This window comes from Bacteroidota bacterium (assembly GCA_018698135.1).
In the GTDB taxonomy this organism is placed as follows: domain Bacteria; phylum Bacteroidota; class Bacteroidia; order CAILMK01; family JAAYUY01; genus JABINZ01.
This window is the reverse complement of the sequence record JABINZ010000091.1, coordinates 1-17,529: the sequence shown is the minus strand read 5'-3', so window position 1 is coordinate 17,529 and position 17,529 is coordinate 1. Positions and strand designations below refer to the sequence as shown.

The following is a 17,529-nucleotide window of genomic DNA, read 5'->3' as shown; positions in this document are numbered from 1 at the left end:
ACTGTCATGAAAAGTTCACTAAAGTACTTTACATTTAGCCAAAAACAATTGAAAGAAGTATTATTGGTTATCGTTTCAGTTTTCTTCTCTGGTATTTCAATTCACTTGATAAATAATTTGCTAATGAAGCAATTCCCTTTAAAAGAAGAATTATTGAATACCATAGAGCCAACTGTGTATAGTTATACTGTATTTTTAGTGATAATTATGTCTGCATTTTATCATATGAAACCAATGAAGTGGTTTTTCTTTGCTTTGTATATAATAATTGGCTGTATTTTGTTTTTTTTTACTAGCACACTGGTGAATGTGTTCTGGCTGTAGATAGTTAATACATACAAGGGAATAAAGAAATTAGAATAGCTTGATCAATAATATTCCCAAAACAGTAGCTCCCAAACCAACAACTAAACTCAATCCCGTATAGCCAAAGAAACTGAGCAATTGTCCATCTTTAAGCAGGTTAATATTCTCCAAGGAGAAGGCTGAAAATGTAGTGAATCCACCACAAAAACCGGTTGTTAGAAAAAGTTTCCATTCATTACTTTGAATATTGCCTTTGGTGCTTAATCCGAATATGATTCCAATCAAAAAGCAACCAATGATGTTCACTGTCATGGTACCAAGTGGAAAACTACCTGTAAAAATTGAATGCACCCATTTATGCATCAGATAGCGTGAAGTACTTCCTAAAAAACCACCGACTCCTATGAAAAGTAATATTCTGACCATCTTATTAACCCACTTTACTCAACGTCTGCAACAATTTCATATTCACAATCTCAATACCCTTGTGATGAATATTGATAACCTTATCTTTTTTGAGTTCCGATAAAACCCGTACTGCACTTTCTGTTGACATTCCTGCTAATTCGGCCATATCTTTACGGCTGATAATTGGTTCTATCAAATTGGATTCGAAAATCTTTTCACTTAAATAAATCAATACATCAGCTACTTTACCCAATGCCTGTTTGTTGGCAATTGCCGATAAACGTTTTAAATGCCCCTCCGTAATTCGACAGTACCATTTCATCACTTCTTCAGCAAAAGCAGGATTGTTATGTATCACTTGTTTGAAAAGTTCAATATCAACCAAACAGATTTTACAGGCGGTAATAGCAGTTCCACTAAAATGATGTACATTCTTACCATATAATGAAGAGAGTCCGATAAAATCGAATGGTTTGATAAAACTAAAATTAAATCCTTTTTGAAGTGTGCCTTCCAGGAAGTTTTTCGTCAACCCATCCATTAATATCATGATGTAGGAGGAAATAGCTCCTTGCTTACAAATTGTTTCCCCCTTCTTAAAGTCAACTTGAACTTTTAAAAATGAGTCAATTTCACTATCCATTAAATGGAGATTTTTGAGCCATGTATGTAGAGTGTTTTCTTGAACTTGTTTCTTCTCGGTACTACTATTTGATTTTTGAAGGATTTCAATTGAATTTCTAAGTCTTTTATAAAGGATAAACTTACCAATCTTTTCAGCGATCGTTTTCAATAAACGTGTTTCTTCGAACAGGAATATTCCTCTTTCGATTCGCATGGGTTTTATGTAGCATATTTGTACAGTACCAATTTTATTGTTTTCAATTATGATATCTGTACTTTGACACAGATCAGTTTTAATGAAGTCAGTGGAGAAAACATCCAAGCCTTCGCAGATAATACGTACACGACAAATATCTGTATAGCGCCATCCAAAAGGAATAATTTCAATGCTTTGCCGAAGAACATCTTCCAGTGGAGAATTATAATCGTTTAATAGCTCATCCAATTGATAAATACAATTCAGTTCTCTGGTTCTGTCATCCAGATTGTCGAGTATGCTTTTAATAGATGAATTGTCTTTTTCACTCATTAAACTTAATAATTACCAATTTAATGGAATATAAATTATTTATCAGAAACACAAAATTAGGTAATTTATAGACTCTTAAGAGGATAGCTTTTTTCTAATTTAATATGACTTGATATTAATCAAGTATTTTCCTGTTTTTTTTGGATATCGCTTTTTAGGATAACTTTATTTAGAGAGAATACATTTGTGGTCGAAATCTGATTATCAAAAACAATTAAAAATTTATTATGAACGTAGAAAAAATAATGCTCGATCTTGAAAAGAAGCATCCGGGCGAAGTAGAATATCTTCAGGCTGTCAGAGAAGTATTAGAGACTATAGAAGATGTTTATAATGAGAACCCTCAGTTCGAAACTGCAAATATTGTTGACAGAATTGTTGAACCCGACAGAATTTTAACTTTTAAAGTTCCATGGATTAGTGATGATGGGAAAGTGAATGTGAACTTAGGATATAGGGTACAGTTCAATAATGCTATTGGACCATACAAAGGTGGATTACGTTTTCACCCGAGTGTAAACTTATCTATTTTAAAATTCTTAGGATTTGAACAAATCTTTAAAAACAGCCTGACAACATTACCTATGGGTGGTGCTAAAGGCGGATCAGATTTCAATGCAAAAGGTAAGTCTGACGCAGAGATTATGAGGTTTTGCCAGTCATTTATGTTGGAGTTGTGGAGACTCATCGGACCAGAAACAGATGTTCCTGCCGGTGATATTGGAGTAGGAGGTAAAGAAATCGGTTACATGTATGGCATGTATAAGAAATTGGCTGCGGAAAACACAGGAGTACTTACCGGTAAAGGTTTGAACTGGGGGGGCAGCCTGATTCGTCCTGAAGCAACAGGCTTTGGTAATGTTTATTTTGCAGAAGAGATGCTTAAAACCAAAGGCGAAAGCTTTGAAGGTAAAAGAGTAGCTATTTCTGGATTTGGTAATGTTGCTTGGGGTGCTGCACTTAAAGTGACTGAGTTGGGTGGAAAAGTTGTAACAATTTCTGGTCCTGATGGTTATATTTATGATGAAGAGGGTATTTCGGATGAAAAAATCGAATACATGCTTGAGTTACGTGCAAGCAATGAAGATATTGTTAAACCATATTCTTATGAGTTTCCAAATGCGCAATTCCATGATGGCAAACGTCCTTGGGAAGTGAAAGTAGATGTTGCCTTACCATGTGCAACTCAAAACGAGCTGAACAAAGAAGATGCTGAAAACCTGATAAAGAATGGCTGTATTTGCGTTTCAGAAGGAGCGAATATGCCTTGTACGCCAGAAGCTGTTGAGGTATTTATCGAGAATAAAATTCTGTTTGGTCCAGGTAAAGCTGCTAACGCTGGTGGTGTTGCAACTTCAGGATTAGAAATGTCTCAAAACTCAATGAAATTACATTGGACAAGAGAAGAAGTTGATGAAAAACTGCATTGGATTATGAGAAGTATCCATAGTTCATGTGTTGAGCATGGTACCGATGAAGAAGGTTATGTTAACTATGTTAGAGGAGCTAATATTGCCGGATTCTTAAAAGTAGCTAATTCCATGATTGATCATGGTGTTATATAAGAATTTGTTATCCTTTTTGATTTAATGAGAAAACCCTCCCCATCCAGGAGGGTTTTTGTTTTTATAAGATTTTACAACTTTCTAAAAGTTGTAAAACCTGGATTGGAATTCAATCCCAATTCATCACCTCCTGAATAAATTCAGTCAGTTCTTCTGCATTAAACTGATGCTGTTTAATATTTGGATGCCAGTTAGCTCCATACCCAAATTGACCACTGGTTGTTAAGGAGAACTGATACATGCGCGTATAACCTTCATACTTAGCCATATTAATGGCATATTTGATATAAAGTTGCACCAGCGATTTTGTATTTACTCCATTTGGCCATCCATCTAAAAGCATAGGGCCATCCAAGCAAATGATAGTAGCTTTAGGATATTTATTTTTAATCTTTATTAGTAAACGAAAATATGCTCTCACAAATTCAGCTTGCGGAGGTGGTGCTGTGGCAAAGTCGTTGGTGCCGAGGTTTATGACAACCACTTGTGGGATCCAGCTATTAAAATCCCATTTTACTTTGGGTAACGGGTAGGTTAAATCGTATAATACCGACAGGGTTTGTTTTTCAGAATGATCATAATTTCTATAAACACCTTTGCCAGAATAGCATATAGCATGATATTCAGCATGTAAATTACGAGCTGTAATAGCTCCAAAGGCAAAGTAATTATTTTGAGTTTCCGGTTTAAATCCATTTCCCTTGATTGAATCTTCATTGCCATAACCAGAGGTAATAGAGTTTCCTATAAATTCAATTCTTCTGTTAGGCCGGGCTGGCAGTTTCAGCAAGGAATCTCCTCTTTCCAATAAAAAGCCACTGAATTCGCACCGTCCACATGCAGCTTCGGTTCTCTTAATAATGCGAATATGATGTACAGTATCCGTTAAATCGTTAATTTTATAATAAGAAGAATCGTTTGGCGTATGCAAAACAATTGCTTCGTTTGAATCAATAAAAACATTAAAGTAATTAGCAGTATAGGTGCTGGGATCAAATGAAAAGCTATTTAAATAAAAATGGCATTTTGAACCAGTAAACAGAGCCTCTATCATACATCCTGACTGGGCAAATGAAACTTTCTTCGAATCTTTCAAATTAAACCTCCCTGTATAGCGAACCAGGGAATGATCAGCTTCAAAAGTTGTCATGAAATAATCATCTGGTGAACAAATGATTTCCTCCTGTTCAGAAACATATTCGAAATACGTAATAAAATACAGGCATAAACCAACAAGAATGAAGAAGATGATTGAGAAAAATATGTGTGTTTTGTAGGATTTCAAATTGTGCTTATATCGAATATTTGGTCAATATTTTTTTAATTTCATTGGTCCAAAGCATATATCCATACTGATTCAAATGTACTCCATCGCTGGTATAATCAGATTTCAGGCTTTTATTTGCTGCTAAAATAGTATTCAAATCCAGATATTCAATTGCATTCTTTGCACAATAAGCTTCAAGTTGTTTATTTAAAGGCTCTACCTTTTCATTCCACTTGGCAAACCCACCTTCATCTGCCTGAATATATAAAGTAGATTGTACAACAGGAATTATTCCCCAGCTTTTCATTTTAACAGCCATGTGCCTCAGGTTGGCAAATACATCATCAACAGGAATTCCTTTAGCAATATCATTAATTCCTCCCATCATAAAGCATATTTTAGGATTTGCTTGAATAATGTGGTCAACATTTTTTTTCATGTTGGCTGTTATGTCTCCATTTTTTGCATAGACATATACATCTCGTCTGTCTAAATAGCCGTCCCAATCAGCCATTTGTGTTAGTGAATCGCCAAAAAATGCTATGGAATAGTTTTGTTGCGTACTAAAGGATGATAACATGATGATGGTTATGATTGGAACTAATTTATATAGGATTTTTTTCATTGTCATTATTATTTAATGCTTGAACTTGACTCCGCTCAGCCCAGCAATTTTCTATTGTTGCTCTGAGCGGTGTAAAAGAGCGAAACTTAATTTTTACTTCCCACGAATTTATCTATTTTCGAACACATTAAAATCAAAAAATGGACCCAAAAACAATACTGAATATTGTTGCCATTGTATTAATAGCTCATGTAGTACTGGCTATTGCCCTACTGGTCTGGAAAATGAGAAAGAAGAAGTAGCATTTTATGTAAATTTGAAAAGTGCTTTTCAAAAACTATGTAATCTTTTATTATGAAACGAGCATGAGTAAGGTATTCCTCACATAAGGGGATGATTATCATGTGAGTTCCATCTGACAACTAAAAAAAAATTATAAACAGATGAAAAAACTATTTATTTATGTTTTAATATGTTCAGCTTTTTATACATATGCTCAGAAGGATAGTAACACAATCAATCAGAACTGGAAAGTTATTCGAAATGTAACTGAAGAAGGAAAGCCAATAACCTGTAAAAAATCCTTTGATTATGATACAGTGTTTCTTGTCCAGGATGAAAACTATGTTCATTTGAGGATATTTGCTACTTCTATTTCAACTCAAAGGAAATTTTTATTTATTGAACAAAAGCTTCATAAATCTATGAATATTTTGGATGCTCCTCACACATTTTCAGCTTTTGGATATTCGAACAATTCTAAAAAAAGCGAATTAACATTTTCTGCAAGATATAGAGTTCGTAGTTATCAGGACTATAGAACAGGAGTTGTTTTAAAATTTGATACAAATGGATGTATTCATTTTATTTACAATATTAAAGATGGATATCTTCATGGTAATTATTATCAATTTTATTCTGATAGTGTGCTGTTTTGTAAAGGAAGGTATCGGAATCATGCGAAATCAGGCTTTTGGAAGTATTATTATAACAATGGAAATTTAATGATGAAAGGCAAATACTATCCTGAAGTTATTGCATTTGATGCAGAATTAATTGCAGGAAAATTAGTTGTTAAAGCATATGGGAAAAAAAATAGCTTTTTACGTGAGTTATCTCTAAATGAGTTCAACGATATAATCAAACTATTGAATGTTGATGGTTCAGGATGTCCTACAGTAATTGATTATCGCAATAAAGAATGGGTAATTTATAAACGAAATAGCGAAGTTGCTCAAAAAAAAACATATAATAAAACTCCAGTTGAAGCTGATTGGGGTTTTGTAAAATATTGTATGACAGGCTTAGGTGATCAATAAAAAAAGCCCGATTAAATAAACGGGCTTGAAAATTTCATTTTGCTGAAAGTAACATTAAAAATATATTTTATAAAAAAGTTAACACTCTTTGGTGACAACACCAACGAGGGCAGAAGAGTTAGCATAAATTAATAAGAAATGAAGAAGACTCTAATAATATTGATCGTCACAATTATCTCAATTCTCAGCTTCTTTATATCCTTTGCACAAGAGGATAAAAATACTATAGTAATTGCTCTATTTGAAGAAGGAGATTATAAACTTACAGATCAGGCAGATACACTTTTAAAATTATTTCTTACAAATCTGTTTAAAGAGCCATTCCCTGATTTTACAACAGTTGAAATCATACATGATCAATTTCTAGAGGAAGGTACAGATTCATTCTATTACATAAAATTTACAAGCTCAGATAGTATATTTAGAATTGCATATTGGTTGGATAGAAAAGAATCTTTATTAACCATTCAGAAAGAATATCATCCCTTTAAATCAATTATTCTAACTTGCAAAGGAGATAGTCAATGTGAGCCAAATGCTTTTGTAATTGATGGTAAAAGAATGTGGGGATGCTCGGAATCTCTCCAGTGCTTACCTGAAGGGCAAAGCACATGCAAATCTTATCAGTCTCTTATATTACCAGATAAAAAGTAAAAAATAACTTAAGCTAGCAATGGTTTTAAGCAATCTCAATAAAGAGTTTAGGATATTCTGCCTTTGTTGGTGTTATCACCAACAAATAGTATTACAAGAATTTATAAAAAAACTCATTGGTGACAACACCCATGAGGGCAGTATTGAAGATTAATTCTCTCTTAATACGTATTCGTCATACTCCACTTCAAAGCGGAGTTTGTGACGGGATTCTTCCAATGCTAAAGAAGCAAATATCTTTTTAAGATCAGCATTTGGTGCTTTTTCAGAGAGTTTAGTATACAAACGAAAAGCAGCCTTTTCTCTCTTCATCGCCAACACTAAAGCTTCTTCATAACTCATGTTTTCTTTGGGTTCTGAACGAACTACATAATCACTAATTTTTAAATCAAGCACTTTTTCATCTTTCAAATCAAAAACACCTTCTTGTTTGATTTTTGTCAAACGGGCTTTGTGTCCAATTTCTTCTCGAGCAAATTCTTCAAAAATTTGACGCATATCATCTGATCGAGCAGAAGATGCTAACTCTGTATAAAAATCTATTGCATTCTGCTCATTTTGGATGGCAAAATCTAATATCTCATTTATGGAATTAAAATCTTTCATTTTCCTATTTTAGTTTAATCATTAACAGCCACAAAGTCACTAAGGCACACAAAGCTCAGTGATACTTAGTGGCTTTGTGTCTTCGTGGCAAGTTTTTTATTCAGACATTTCTTTTTCAAAGTTCTCATCAAACATTTTCACCAACAGGTCGCAACCATGCTTGAACAAACGCTCAACTGGTTTTTCTCCATCAGTAAAATAGAATGCATATTGCTCATCGTTATTTTCTTGTTTTAATAAAGAAAAAGCTTCGCTGGCAACATCATCAATATCTTTTAATCCGTTTGAATTAAACTTGTCTAATAATGCAATTAATTGTTCATGATTTAAGGCTTCTACCTTTGCCTTAAATACAGGCTTGAATTCCTGGATATACTTTTGAGTATTTGTAAAGCTACCACCTGATTCGGTTGGGAAGGAGGCTGGCAAAATCAAATCGGCCTTTTGTGCTGTTTCACTTAGGAAATAATCCTGAACCATAACAAAGTCAGCATTATTAAACCACTTGCCTATATTGTTTTTATCGATTGCACATCCAACAGGATCTTCACCGAAAATGAACATGTTTTTGATAGCAGCATTATTCAGCAATTCTTCGCTACGCTTGTTATGCTCCACAGGAATGTCATCCACTTTCCAGCTTTCTTTCATTTTATTGATAAGCTGATCATCATCAATTGAAACACCACCAACACCAAGATCACTATTGACACCCATATCCAACAAACCATGAGAATTGTTTTTTTCTTTCAAGGCAATTAAACCATTTGAACTTTTATTGAGTTTTCCGGTAATCATGGCCAGATTAAACAATTCATAACAGGCATGTGGAGTAAGCTCTTTCTCAGAGTAAAGAATAATGGCATTCATTTCCTTATTATAGGCTTCAGCCAATGCTTCAAGATGTTTTTGATCTTTCACACCAGATTCGACTATCATGTTCTGGTAATCTTCCGCTAATAATTTTTCTTTATACTCTTCGAATCCTGTACAATTACCATCAATAAAGAATCTGTTTTCCAATCCTTTATTTACTAAATGATAGTTCATGGCTTTAATCAAATGATAATATGACTTTACTTTGTGAACTTCATCTACCTTATGTTCCATGCTACTGATTTCCTGGCAAGTAATCAGCTCAACAGGAATACCCTTTTGAGTTTTGATATTATTTACTTTGAATCCAGCAATAGCATTGTCGGCATTTAATTCAGCTCCTAAAATATAAAGCTTGCTTGCACCACGCATTTCAGCAAATGGTGCATTGGCTAAGGAAGTTGATAAGTAACCATTTCCTCCATGCATATAATGGAAACTATTTACATTATTGGTTTTTGCACCTAAACGAGCTAATTTCTGAATCAAATAAAGCTCCTCATTCGTTAATCGTGCACCACCAAAGAAAGCATTTTCATCAGCACTTACGCTTTTGATTTTATCGTAAACTAAGTCATAAGCTTTCTCAAAACTGATTTCTTCGAATTTGCCATTTACTTTCAGTAACGGCTTTGTAATTCTATCTTCCTTATTGTAATATTCATATCCGAATTTTGGATATTTGCACAAGTTTCCACTGTAATTGATTAAACCTTGTTTACCTGTTGTTTTCATTACATAGCCACTTTGGTGATGCAATTCAATTTCACAACCTAAGGAACAATAGTTACAAATGGTTTCAACTTTTTCAAGTTTAACCGGACCTGGTTTGAAGTTCACATTCTCTGTAATAGCTCCAGTGGGACAGGTTGAAATACATAGTCCGCAGGATTCACAAGAAGTATCTTGTAAGCAGCTACCCATACTTGGTGCAACATAGGTGTCGAAACCTCTTTCAACCAATCCTAATGCATTGGCTCCAACTACTTCGCTGCAAATACGAACACAACGGCTACAAAGTACACATTTATTATTATCGATTTCAATATAAGGGTGTCTGAAGTCGACCTCATAATCGCCAAATTCACCTTTGAACTTTTGTTGATCTGCACCATACTCAGTAGCATAGCGTTTGAGATCGCAAGTAAAGTATTCAGTACATCCACACTCTAAACATCGAGCAGTTTCTGCTTTTGCAATGGATTCACCATCATAACCTAGTTCAACTTCTTTAAAGTTAACCCTGTCATTAGGATCCATCGTTGGCATTTCTTCTCGCATTTGTCGAGCAAAACGTCCAACATATTGGTCATGAACTTGTGGTTTGTAATTATCTTTTGTACTGATAAATTCAGCTTTTTCAGGAGTGAGTTCTTCACCCATTAAAAACTGATGACAACTTCTGGAGGCAATTTTTGCCTGAGCAATAGCTTCAATAATAGTAGCTGGACCACTTACTCCATCGCCAGCACCAAAAATTGATTTAACACCAGTTTGCAATGTGGTTCGATCACAATCTAAATCTCCCCAACGATTTACTTTTACTTCTTCGTTGAGTTTATCCAAACATGAATTTATATCATCTAAAAAGTCAGCTTGTGTTTTTTGTCCAATGGCAGCTAAAATATAATCAACTTCCAGTTCAAACTCTGAACCTTCAACAGGAACAGGTCTTCTACGACCTGATGCATCTGGCTCACCTAATTCCATTTTGAGGCAGGTCACTGATTTCAGCACACCTTTATCGTCCTTATTTACCAAAGTTGGATTGGTAAGTAATAAGTATTCAACACCCTCTAATTTTGATTCATGAATCTCAATTGGGTTAGCTGGCATTTCTTTTTCTGTACGTCTGTAAATTACTTTCACATCTGTACTTCCACAACGTAAGGATGTTCGGCAACAGTCCATGGCGGTATTACCACCACCTACAACAATTACTTTTTTACCTGTGAAGTCATAGCGCTGACCAGTCATTTCCATGTTTTTGAGGAAATCAATTCCTGAAAATACATTTTCAGCGTCATCGCCTTCACAACCAATTAAAGTTCCTTTTTGAGAACCTATGGTTAGGATTACAGAATCATAAGCTCTTTTCAGATCTTTATAGTGCAGGTTGTCGCCTAACTTTTGATTGTAATAAATATTGGCTCCGATTTCAGTAATACATTCAACTTCTTTGTCTAATAAGTCGTTTGGTAAACGATATTCAGGAATACCGTAACGCAACCAACCACCTGGATTTGGAGCTGCTTCATAAATATCACACTGATGTCCTTTTTGCTGTAAGAAATAGGCTGCAGATAATCCACCTGGTCCGGCACCAATAATGGCTACTTTTTTACCAGTAGAAGGTGCTATTTCAGGAACATATTTGCCTTCTGAGTATAAATCAACATCAGCTGCAAAGCGTTTCATATAATCGATACCTACTCCGGTTCCTTCATCCAATAGGTTTCTTCTACAAGCCACTTCACAAGGGCGAACACAAACACGGCCACAAATAGCAGGCAATGGATTCACCTCTTTGATTAGTTTAATCGCTTCTGAATACAATCCTTTTTCGATTAGAGAAATATAACCTTGTACATCTACTCCAGCTGGGCAAGTTTGTTTACAAGGCGCAACACAATCGGCATAGTGATTACTAAGCAATAAATCCAAAGCTCCTTTACGGGAATGGTTGATTTTATCACTCGTTGTTAAAATGTCCATGCCATCGAATATCTTAGTCGAACAGGCAGGTTGTAATCCTCTCATTTGCTTGATTTCGACCACACATAAATAGCAAGATGAAAAGGGTTCCAAACGGTCGTCATGACACAATGTTGGAATTTCAATACCCAATCTTCTACAGAGCTGAAGAACACTTTCTCCTTTTAAACCCTGAACATTGTTTCCGTTGAGTATAATGTTTATTTTGTTGTCCATTTGATTTCTTTTTGAAATTTTAATGCTGTTTTTGATTAAGAAAGTGCAATAGCTTCGAACTTACATTTGCTATAACAAACACCGCAATGGATGCAGAGTTCTTGATTAATAAAATGTATTTCTTTTCTTTCGCCTGATATTGCATCAGTCGGACAGTTCTTCGCACAAACTGTACAGCCGGTACATGTCTCATCAATTACCTCATATGTAAGCAGTTCATTACAGGCCAAGGCAGGACATTTTTTATCATTTATATGAGCTTCATACTCATCTCTAAAATACTTAATGGTAGTCAGTACTGGATTTGGAGCTGTTTGCCCCAATCCACAGAGTGATCCATCTTTAATTTGGTATGCTAATTCTTCCAGCTTCTCAATATCACCTTCTTCACCTTTTCCTGTTGTGATGTTTTCCAGAATTTCAAGCATTCTTTTGGTTCCAATTCGACAGAAAGTACACTTCCCACAAGATTCTTTACGCGTAAAATCAAGAAAGAATTTAGCCACATCAATCATACAAGTGGTTTCATCCATCACAACCATACCACCTGATCCCATAATGGCACCGGTAGCATTCACAGAATCATAATCGACTATTGTTTCGCCTAGATAATAAGGAATACAACCACCTGATGGTCCACCCATCTGAACAGCTTTAAACTTTTTATCATCCTGAATTCCGCCACCTAATTTGAAAATAATTTCATTGATGGAAATACCCATAGGAACTTCAACCAATCCACCACGTTTGATTTTTCCAGCTAGTGCAAAAACTTTAGTTCCTTTACTTTTTTCAGTTCCATACTGAGCATAAGATGCTGGTCCATTATGAACGATCCAGGGGATATTGGCAAATGTTTCAACATTATTAATGTTGGAAGGTTTTTTCCATAAACCAGATTCAGCAGGGAATGGAGGACGCTTGCGAGGCATACCTCTTTCACCTTCAATAGAGGCCATGAGTGCGGTTTCTTCACCACAAACAAATGCCCCAGCTCCTTCTTTCACAAACATATCGAAATTGAATCCTTCTTTTCCGAATATGTTCTTCCCTAAATATCCTTTTTCACGTGCTTGCTTGATTGCAATATCCAAACGTTTTAGTGCAAGTGGATATTCTGCTCTACAATAAACAACTCCTTCGGTAGCACCAATGGCATAAGCACCAATGATCATTCCTTCCAAAACGGCATGAGGATCTCCTTCTAATACAGAGCGATCCATAAAAGCACCGGGATCACCTTCATCAGCATTACAAATGATGTATTTTTCATCCGACACTGATTTGTTTGCGAAACGCCATTTCATTCCGGTAGGGAAACCACCACCACCTCGGCCACGGATGCCTGAATCAATAATATCCTGAATCAGTTTTTCCTGTGTTACATTGTTGTTTACAAGACCTTTGATGGCTTTATAACCATCTCTTTCCTCGTATTCATCAATGTTTTCTGGATCCATATATCCGCAATTGCGCAAACATATTTTGACCTGATTTTCATAGAAATCTTTTTCACTGGTGTCGAAAAGATCTGTTTTGATCACATATTCTTTAATCACTTCATGATTTTGAACGTGCTTTTCAACCAATTCCAAAGCTTTATCTTCATCTATCTCACCATATAAATAGGTTCCAGATTCATCCACTATCTCAACCAATGGTTCTTTGTAGCACATACCCACACAAGATGTCTTCTTTAATTCGAAATCAAGATTCTCAGCATCTTTGATGGCAGCCAATTTATCGTATACCTTGCCGGCTCCTGCTGCAACACCGCAGCTACCAAGTCCAACAATTACTTTTGTTTTACTCATTCTTTTTGCATTAATTGTTTTCGCTTAGCTTAATCTCTCTGATAACTTTTTTGCATGATTTTTCTGTAAGCTTCCCATAGGTGTCATCACCAATCATCATGACAGGTGCTAAAGAACAGCAACCAATACAAGCTACTGATTCTAATGTAAATAAGCCGTCAGGAGTTGTTTCTCCATCGTTAACTTTTAGAGATTCTATAAGCGCTTCAGTAATCTTGTTCGCATCTTGCACATGGCAAGCTGTACCATGACATACTTTAACAATATACTTTCCGGCAGGAACCAATCTGAATTGAGCGTAGAATGTTGCTACACCAAACATGTCGGATGTTTTTAATCCGGTTCGCTCTGAAACATAATAGAATGATTCTTCAGGTAAAAAGCCAAAAATGCTTTGTGTTCCCTGAAGTAAAGGTATCATATTGCCTTTCTTTGATTTGTACTTCTCAATTAGTGGATCGAGAAGGGAAAGATCTACCTTTTTGTCTATAGTTTCCTGAGCTTTCTCTTTTGTTATCCTTGTTATCCTCATTATAAAATAGCTTAGGTGATTTTAATTGATTTTTTTTGTCGGGTAAATATATTTGAAAAATTCATTTCTCCAAACATAAATATCACATTTTCAATAACTAAAACAAGTCTAAATAAGTGTTGCATGCTAAAAATAGAACTTAAGTTTGATAAATAAAGGATTTAATAAGATTTTGTTATGGTTTAAGTTTCTAACTCTGACAGGGTTCAGATCACTTTAATGTCGCGAGCATTTGCTGGCAACAAGTCCGAGCAAATGCTCGAACTATTATTTGGGAGAAATTGTATGAGCAATACAATTGTGATCTGCTTTTGCGTGAGGGGTCATTAGATTTGGCCAAATTTGCAACCTTTTGGCAGGATAGATGATTTCTTATTTTGTATTCTGAGCAAATGCTCGAACCATTTGAAGTATTGCATGCTAAAAATAGAACTTAAGTTTGATAAATAAAGGATTTAATAAGATTTTGTTATGGTTTAAGTTTCTAACTCTGACAGGGTTCAGATCACTTTAATGTCGCGAGCATTTGCTAGCAACAAGTCCGAGCAAATGCTCGAACTATTGTTTGAAGAGAAATTGTATATGAGCAATACAATTGATGACCTGTTTTTGCGTGAGGGGTCATTAGATTTGGCCAAATTTGAAAACTTTTGGCAGGATAGATGATTTCTTATTTTGTATTCTGAGCAAATGCTCAAACCATTTGAATGTTAATATTTAAATGTATTAATTATTATACTTTAATGTCGCGAGCATTTGCTTGTGACAAGTCATTTTTTTTTGTTTTAACTATTACTTTGGCAACAAGTCCGAGCAAATGCTCGAACTATTGTTTGAAGAGAAATTGTATATGAGCAATACAATTGATGATCTGCTTTTGAGTAAGGGGTTATAGAGTTGTCCACAATAGCAAAATGCGGCAGAATAGAGAGTGTAAAAAAAATCCCCGATCAAACAATCGGGGATTTTTTTATATTAAAACTATTTGTTTTTATCGAACATAATAATCAGTACCCACATTATTTGCGTAGGTAACATTTAAAAGGGTCGGATTGGATTTGTCATCAACAGAGATTCCATGACTTTCGGAGTCTGTAATGGTGCAATTAGAAATTGTGACAGTTGTACCAGTTTTGGTCAAATCAATATTGCCTGAGTAACTTGAATAACCACCACCGAAAGAGACATCACAATAGTCTAAAATTGAACCCGTTGATGTGCCTGATTCGAAGAAAATACAATCCCAGTCACCAGCAGTTGCGCTTCCTGAAGGTGCTGCTGTGGAGAAAAGGATTCTTTCGGCAGGTGTTCCTACAGCTACTAATTTGCCATATGTACTTGAGGCACTACCAATTTCAATTTGACTACCATTGGTGAAAAGGATTTTATTACCAGCTTCAATAATTAATTCGCTTGAAGTTGCTGATTGGATGTACATTGTTCCATCAATATAGTATGCACATGATTGTTTTTTCCATGTTTCACTTGCCTGATTGTAAATATCTGCTTTAACCAATATTCCTAGTAATGAATTATAAATATTACCTGTTCCAACGGTATGTGCATAATTTGCATACAGTTTAATAGGATGATTGATACAAGTTGAGAAAGTATTATTATCGAATGAAACAAAATAAGATTCATCGTTTAATGATATACCATAAGTGGCGCTATTGGTAAAGCTGCAATTATTAATAATGACTGAACAATCAGTTAAATCGACCATCCCTACATAAGCAGAATAACCACCTCCATATTCAAATGTGCAATGAGCAAATTCAGAATTGTTTGATGTACCATCTTCTAAGAAAATTCCATCCCAATCTCCCATCGTTTTTGATGTTGCTGAAGATGTAAATAGAATTGGGTTTGCAACAGTTCCAATTGCCTTAAGAGTACCATATGTGCTACTTGAGGAGCCGACTTCAATCTGACTTCCATTTGTAAAAGCAATCGTGTTTCCTTCCTGAATGTTTAGGATGGAACCTGCATTACTTTGTAAATACATGGTGCCGTCTATAATATAAGAAACAGTTTGTTTTAACCAGGTTTCTTCGGCAAGATTGTAAGTAGCTGCTTTTACTAAAATACCTATAGATGGGTTTGTTGATGTAAACACATTCCCAAGTCCAATAGTGTGGGCTGCATTAGGATATAACTGAATTACATGGTTTACTGTATTGCTAATAGCATTATTAGTAAAAGATTTAAATTTTGATTGAGCATCCATTACAATGCCATATGCAGCACTGTGTTTGATTGTACAATTCTCCATTGAAATTTCTGCTTCATCTAAATCGATTATTCCTGAATATGCGGAGTATCCGCCTCCATATTCAAAATTGCAATACGTTAAAAGTGTAGTTGATGCTGTTCCACTGTGAAAAAAGATTGCATCCCAGTCTCCTGCGGAAGGAATTGCCGCATTTGATGTAAATAAAATTGGTTGATCAACTGTACCTATGGCTATTATTGCAGATCCTGTTGAAGAAGAGCCAACTTCAATTTGTGCTCCTTCCTTAAATTTTACGATTACACCAGGTTCAATTGTCAGAATTGCTCCATCAATATTTAACCTTCCATCAATGACATAGGTTTTACCTGTTTCCCATGTTGTATTTACCTTAATATCAAGAATCACAGGATTATCTATTATGGGATCAATATCCAGTGAATCGCAGCATGTAAAAGTAAGTATTGTTGCTACAAACAATACGAATGATAATTTTTTCATATAGTTGCTTTTTTAGTTTGAAAAATTAAAGCACAAAAGACGTCAAATCAGTAATAAATATAATAAATAATTCTATGTTTATAAACATGTAAAAAAATGGAATGTTTAGTATTATTATAATTATAAAAGGGAAGTGTGAGTTGTAATTTAATATTTAGATTATCAAATATTTCATTATTATCTAATCGACTAATTTAATGCTATTTACATTGTTTGAACCAGATTGAATTTGCTTTAAAAACTAGCTCTTGAAATATTCAATCGCATTAGACTTTAATATAGACCTGTCTGTTTGTAGAACACCCAAAGTGAAAAGTATAGTAATTAAGATAAAATTTTAGTTGTCGAATATTAATAATAAAAACGAGATTAATCGTAAAGCATGTGTGCTCAGGCAAATGATATTATAGCAAAATAATTAGTATGATTACTATCTCCACGAAATAGTATTGTATGCTGAAAATGGCACTTAAGCCTGATAAATAAAAGATTTAATTCGATTTTGTTAGAATTTAACTTTTTAACTCTCACAGGGTTCATATCCCTGTCAGGGTTGGGAAATTGCAAAGTAGTACACGAAGTATTCGCTCACAATTGGGTAAGCTTATAATTTTACCTTTTTTGCAAATCGGGTATATATAGCTTTCAAGTATTCATCTTTGATTAGTTTCAAATACTTAACTTTGAGAGAGATACACAAAACACTAAAAATTAATTCATTATGAAAAATCTATTAATCACCTTTGTTTGTGCATTTTTTATGGTGTTCAGCCTTCATGCACAAAATGGAAAAGCAACT

At 34.7% G+C, this 17,529-nt stretch carries 13 protein-coding genes; 4 read left to right on the top strand and 9 right to left on the bottom strand.

Going from position 1 to position 17,529, the window contains the following annotated elements; translation table 11 throughout:
- Positions 1-6: 6 nt before the first annotated feature.
- On the top strand, positions 7-324 hold the full coding sequence (locus HOG71_05655; GenBank protein MBT5990320.1) for a hypothetical protein: 318 nt from the start codon (positions 7-9) through the stop codon (positions 322-324).
- A gap of 30 nt (positions 325-354) precedes the next feature.
- Here HOG71_05655 and crcB read toward each other — a convergent pair whose 3' ends face one another.
- Together crcB and HOG71_05645 are read right to left on the bottom strand one after the other, a co-directional pair.
- A complete protein-coding gene (crcB, locus tag HOG71_05650) occupies positions 355-732 on the bottom strand; it encodes a fluoride efflux transporter CrcB (protein MBT5990319.1) in 378 nt (125 codons plus the stop codon).
- Positions 733-736: 4 nt separating this feature from the next.
- A complete protein-coding gene (locus HOG71_05645) occupies positions 737-1,867 on the bottom strand; it encodes a Crp/Fnr family transcriptional regulator (protein ID MBT5990318.1) in 1,131 nt (376 codons plus the stop codon).
- Between the two features lie 227 nt (positions 1,868-2,094).
- On the opposite strand from HOG71_05645, the gene gdhA reads away from it, so the two are divergent.
- Complete coding sequence (gene gdhA / locus HOG71_05640) at positions 2,095-3,432, top strand: NADP-specific glutamate dehydrogenase (protein MBT5990317.1); 1,338 nt, start codon at positions 2,095-2,097, stop codon at positions 3,430-3,432.
- 109 nt (positions 3,433-3,541) lie between these two features.
- Here the strand turns inward: gdhA and HOG71_05635 are convergent, their stop codons facing one another.
- Positions 3,542-4,582, bottom strand: coding sequence for an SGNH/GDSL hydrolase family protein (locus tag HOG71_05635; GenBank protein ID MBT5990316.1), 1,041 nt, complete (start codon positions 4,580-4,582; stop codon positions 3,542-3,544).
- A gap of 142 nt (positions 4,583-4,724) precedes the next feature.
- On the bottom strand, positions 4,725-5,324 hold the full coding sequence (locus HOG71_05630; GenBank protein MBT5990315.1) for a hypothetical protein: 600 nt from the start codon (positions 5,322-5,324) through the stop codon (positions 4,725-4,727).
- Between the two features lie 383 nt (positions 5,325-5,707).
- On the opposite strand from HOG71_05630, the gene HOG71_05625 reads away from it, so the two are divergent.
- Both HOG71_05625 and HOG71_05620 read left to right on the top strand, forming a co-directional pair.
- On the top strand, positions 5,708-6,583 hold the full coding sequence (locus tag HOG71_05625; GenBank protein MBT5990314.1) for a hypothetical protein: 876 nt from the start codon (positions 5,708-5,710) through the stop codon (positions 6,581-6,583).
- A gap of 138 nt (positions 6,584-6,721) precedes the next feature.
- Positions 6,722-7,237 carry a hypothetical protein gene (locus HOG71_05620; protein MBT5990313.1) on the top strand — a complete coding sequence of 172 codons (516 nt, stop codon included), beginning with the start codon at positions 6,722-6,724 and terminating at the stop codon, positions 7,235-7,237.
- Between the two features lie 150 nt (positions 7,238-7,387).
- Here the strand turns inward: HOG71_05620 and HOG71_05615 are convergent, their stop codons facing one another.
- From HOG71_05615 to HOG71_05595, 5 genes are all read right to left on the bottom strand, one after another.
- Positions 7,388-7,843: a ferritin family protein gene (locus HOG71_05615; GenBank protein ID MBT5990312.1), complete on the bottom strand. Its 456-nt coding sequence runs from the start codon at positions 7,841-7,843 to the stop codon at positions 7,388-7,390.
- Between the two features lie 96 nt (positions 7,844-7,939).
- Entirely contained in the window at positions 7,940-11,650 is a 3,711-nt protein-coding gene (locus HOG71_05610) for an FAD-dependent oxidoreductase (GenBank protein ID MBT5990311.1), read from the bottom strand.
- A gap of 35 nt (positions 11,651-11,685) precedes the next feature.
- Positions 11,686-13,464 carry a 4Fe-4S binding protein gene (locus HOG71_05605; protein MBT5990310.1) on the bottom strand — a complete coding sequence of 593 codons (1,779 nt, stop codon included), beginning with the start codon at positions 13,462-13,464 and terminating at the stop codon, positions 11,686-11,688.
- Between the two features lie 10 nt (positions 13,465-13,474).
- Complete coding sequence (gene nuoE / locus HOG71_05600) at positions 13,475-13,996, bottom strand: NADH-quinone oxidoreductase subunit NuoE (protein ID MBT5990309.1); 522 nt, start codon at positions 13,994-13,996, stop codon at positions 13,475-13,477.
- Between the two features lie 991 nt (positions 13,997-14,987).
- On the bottom strand, positions 14,988-16,730 hold the full coding sequence (locus HOG71_05595) for a hypothetical protein (protein ID MBT5990308.1): 1,743 nt from the start codon (positions 16,728-16,730) through the stop codon (positions 14,988-14,990).
- Positions 16,731-17,529 lie beyond the last annotated feature (799 nt).